Source organism: Blautia intestinihominis (assembly GCF_040096655.1).
Lineage (GTDB): Bacteria > Bacillota > Clostridia > Lachnospirales > Lachnospiraceae > Blautia_A > Blautia_A intestinihominis.
Genome location: NZ_JBBMEI010000130.1, coordinates 1 through 4,622, shown reverse-complemented (window position 1 = coordinate 4,622; position 4,622 = coordinate 1). Strand labels below are relative to the sequence as shown.

Sequence of the window (4,622 nt, the reverse complement as noted above, 5' to 3'; positions counted from 1 at the left end):
TGTTCCAGTGAAGTACAATCACGTTTAACCTCAGCAACCAGATCCCCTTCATAGTTGCAAACCAGGTCATACTCATTTTCATCTGCCAGATAGCCAACGGATGGACTAATCTCCTTCACAAAGTAATCTCCCAGGTACAGATTATCCACAGAAGCCTGTCCATTCTTATCCGTAGTCAGTGTAGCAACCTGTTCCCCTGCTTTGTAGATCACACCAGTCGCACCGTCCGGATGAACAATATCATTACGGGCATACAGTCCATATACTGCTTTTTCCAGTGTTGCGTCTCCCTGTGCAACTGCCTGTTTCGTCTCAACGTCTCTCTTTTCCAGAGTAATCTTAGCTTTGACTCTCTCATTCACAAACGTATGTGTAAATGAAACTTTCGGTTCATTATCATTGGTGTACGCAAATTTGAACGTATATACGTCTTTTGAATTTCTCAGATAGTTCTCCGGTGCCTGTTCCTCTTTCACTACATAGGAAAATCCAATCGGCAGATCTGCAGTAAATGCTGCTTTTCCATCTGCTCCAGTTGTCGCTTTTTCAATCAGTGTTCCTTTCTTCACAACCACTGTTCCATCTGCATTTGCAATGTCACTGCCAGCATACAGAGCAAAGATACCTCCGGATAACGGATTTTCTGTGTCGTTATCCTTTTTCACAACATTCACATCTGCTTTCTGTCTGTCATTTGTAAATGTCACATCAGAAAATACAACTTCCACGTTCTGTCCTGCATAGGAAAGCGTTACTTCTTTTTCTTCCCCTGCATTGTAGAAATTCTCCGGTGCCTGCATTTCCTTTACAACATAAGTTCCAAGATGCAGATTTTTCAGAACACATGCTCCGTTTTCATCTGTGGAGAGATTTTCTTTTACCAGATCACCCTTACTGTAAATCTTCGCACCATAAGCAGACATAATATCCGCTCCGGCATATACATTGTATACTGCACCTTTCTGGCGTCTGTTTTCATACTGAAATGCAACACCACTGTCACTGACATCTGCACCAACAAAAACCTGACCTTCTTTATACACTGTCAGTTCTCCAAGCTGTTCCTTGTCCGGTACGGTTGTAGTCGTAGTCTTGCTTGCTACCAGCTTCACATTGTAAGCTGTCGTATTAAGTACATAGCCTTTCGGTGCTGTGACTTCTTTCAGATATACTGTGTCCTGTGTCTTCACAATTGTTGCGGAAGACTTTCCGTTACTGTCTGTTGCTGGCATTGTTGCAATCAGATTTTTGCAATCCGGATCGCTGTAAATGCCAAATACAGCACCAGCAAGATTTACATCTGCTGTGGAATCTTTCTTCACAACTTCCACGGTTGCCAGTTCAATCCAGGATACTTTGAAGTCCACATACTTTTCATCATCCACGCCTTCTCCAAATACCAGTGCCAGATCCTGAGTTCCAGATCCTGTGGTAATCTTATAAGCAGAATAATCTTTTGTAATGCTTCCCTTCATGGTAGATGACCAGCTCTCTGCCACATCACTTACCTGTGTCAGTGGTGCAGACAGATAAAACTTTGTACCACCACAGATTTCAACGCTTTCTCCGGCTTTACTTGTTTTCCCTGTTGTCAGGTTATGAAGCTGTACACCTGCAGGAAGTTTCATAGTAATTGTCTGTAATGCATCTGCCTTAAACGTTATATCCTTTGTTCTCTGACTGTTACCATCTACATAGGCTTTTACGTTTGCATCTGAAAAAGACATTGCCACTGATGGAATATCCGGTTGAGAAATGCAATAATTATAAAGTTTCTTTGCAAGATTCTGTGCAGTGCTGTTTGCACCTGAAAAAGCGTCCCCACTACCATTTGCATAAGATGCTGCGAGGTGTACCAGAATAAATCTGGCTCCGGCACTTAAATTTCCATATCCATTCTCTTCTGTAAAGAATCCATCATCTCCAGATGCCTTTGTACCGTAATAACATACTTTCGCAAGTGCCTTGCCATCTCCAACTTTATTAATCGTGTACGTTCCAGTACCAGGTCCCGGCTTGGATGGCTGTACACAGTATGCTGTGGCAGATACATTACCAAATTTCACAGTATACTGATAAGTAAGGTAACTACCATATCCATAATCTGCGTAACGATACATGGTTCCCCTTGTAACAGAAACCTGCTGTGAACTTCTTGCATTTCCTGCAGAAGCCATAAAGGTTACGGTTTCTCCTGCATCCATTGCATACAGATCAATTCCATTACTTTCTGCCTGTTCTAATGCTTCTGAAACAGTCAGTCCAGTTTCGGAATCAATCTCATTCTCTGTTTCCCGGTGCGAATCCGAATCGTCATCACTCAGCTCCGTATCTCCTGTATCGCCATTATCATCAACTACAATCTCAGAAGAACTTTCTGACTGCTGCTCTGTTTCCGGCTCTTTCACTGTGATATTTCTGCTAATTCTATAAGATGGATGTCCGCTAACCGGCTCCACAGCATACACAGCCTTATAGGTATCCGGTGTGTGAATATCAAAATCTGCACCATCGTCGTTCTTTGCCTCATGGAATAAGATTTTTATTTTACTTTCATCTACCCCTTCGATACCGGACAGATCTACTTCCACCTCAAATTCTTCTCCATAAGACAGTTCAATATCATTTGCAGTTACAATTTCATCTGAATCAAGTAAATCCTGGACATCTTTTAATTCCGGATACTGCTGTTCAAATGATGGAGGTTCCGGCTCAATCTCTGATGCTGAAACTGCAACCGGCTGAACAATCACCGATGCCAGCGTTGCCACTGCCATAACCCCTGATAAGAATCTCTTGAACTTCATTTTCATTTTGACTTAATCCTCTCTTTCTTCATTTATCATCGTTTTTCTTTTCAGCAGGTCTGTACCTGCACTATCCAATCATCGGAACCACCTCCCTGACAACTTTATCTGTTACTGATACCAATTCATTGATAACAGCACATGCATATGGCGGCACCTGCACTAAGCGAAGCACCGCCACATGGTATCTGCTGTTATCTCCGTTTATGGAAATAACAATTTAAATAAGGATCAAGCATTTATAAGCCGCAAGAGGTAATTCGTAATCTTTCCTGCAAAGGGTGCCTCCCATCTGTATTCCCTCACGTTTTCACCGGATTCCGCCGCAAGAATGCGTAGCTGAAAAATTCCGGGTATCCTCTCGCTGCTGGTATGAAATTGTCAAGGTACAAGTCCGGGTTTTTCTTTCTGAAGAATTAACCCTTCACCTATAAAGCCCGGCAGAGGGGTTTTACCAACCCCCTCTCGCAAATTTTTTTATTTTTTTCTCAAATTCTTTTTCTTATCGGTTTCGGAATCTGCTGTCAGACTTGCACTAAGTCTTGCAAGTGCCTTCTTTCTTCTGTTGTTGACTGCTGCTGAACTGATACCATGAATCTCTGCATATTCCTGAAAAGTCTGGTGTTCGAAATAAAGAGCATAAACAAGTTCTCTCTGATTTGATGTCAGCATATTCATCATGTTTTCTGTCATCATCTGCTGAATAATCATTTCTTCCATATCCTCGGCTGCCGTTTCACATAACTGCATTTCTTCCATAGCAGAAGATAAAGAAACACAATGTTTCTGATTGCGACTGTCCAGATTGATACTCAGGCGATCCTCTCCATGAAGAAGGAAACGCAGATACCATTCCGCTTCTTCAAAATAGGATTCATCCAGGTCACATCCATAACTACTTCCAGCCACGGATGAATAGCGGTAGCCGGAAATATCTTCGATTGGAAATACCGTTACCCGACTCATTGCCTCATAAACTACATATCCATTCTTATAAACCGTGATCGTAACCAGATCGGTATCGCTCTTTATTACTTTCTGAGCAATAACCGGAGCCTTACCCTCTCGTAAACTTTTAGGAGTCGGCTTCTTTGCGCCTTTCTTCGGGGACTCTATCATTTCTTTTAATTTTCTGAGTGTCAGCATGACAACCACCTTTCTGCCTTTCGGCACCGGGCTGTCAGCAGACAAAAAAAGCAGCAAAAAAAGACTCCGATCTGCCCGGTTTTTTTTATACCGAGCGGCTTGCGAAGCCTCTCCTTGCTGCTTAATGTATCAATCAGCTATACAGGCAAAACCTGTCAGCAGATTAATCAGCGTTCATATTGTCTCTTACTGCTTGTGTCGCAGTATTTTCAGAGCTATCAGCTTTTTCATCCAAAAGGAAGCTAAAATCTCCCATTGAATCGTAGGGCTGATGCCTGATAAATTCTAAGTATTCATCTCTGGTCATTGCTTCTACCTCCTCTCTTGTGATGGTCTAATCTTAACAATTATCAAAATCAGAAAAAGGACATATAAACGTTTTTTTCAAATTTTAAGGGGACATTTTTGTCCCTTTTATACTTGTGGCAAAAAAAAACGCCCATTCACCATGTTGTGAACGAACGTTTAACCTTTTTTTTTCTGATCTAAGCGTCTACTTAATTTCACTAGACCTCCTAATTGATTAGTTATATCTGCCTTCAATTCTTTATCCTGTATTCTCATTATTTCCCCTGCATATTCAATTATTAAATTAACCTATTGTGCTACTTCAAATAAATTATATAAAAACCTGTAAATGCGCAAAGAATCCCTGTAATTATTGGAAAA

At 41.4% G+C, this 4,622-nt stretch carries 3 protein-coding genes; all 3 read right to left on the bottom strand.

Translation table 11 applies throughout. The features are described from left to right. A partial coding sequence (locus tag WMO75_RS18820; RefSeq protein ID WP_349078738.1) for a SpaA isopeptide-forming pilin-related protein occupies positions 1–2,813 on the bottom strand: 2,813 nt, incomplete at its 3' end. A gap of 471 nt (positions 2,814–3,284) precedes the next feature. Beyond that, positions 3,285–4,010, bottom strand: a complete 726-nt coding sequence (locus WMO75_RS18815; RefSeq protein WP_121056804.1) for an RNA polymerase sigma factor — start codon at positions 4,008–4,010, stop codon at positions 3,285–3,287. Between the two features lie 106 nt (positions 4,011–4,116). Continuing rightward, the gene (locus tag WMO75_RS18810) at positions 4,117–4,260 is read right to left on the bottom strand and encodes a hypothetical protein (RefSeq protein ID WP_158576601.1); all 144 of its coding nucleotides are present in this window, start codon (positions 4,258–4,260) and stop codon (positions 4,117–4,119) included. Positions 4,261–4,622: the final 362 nt, after the last annotated feature.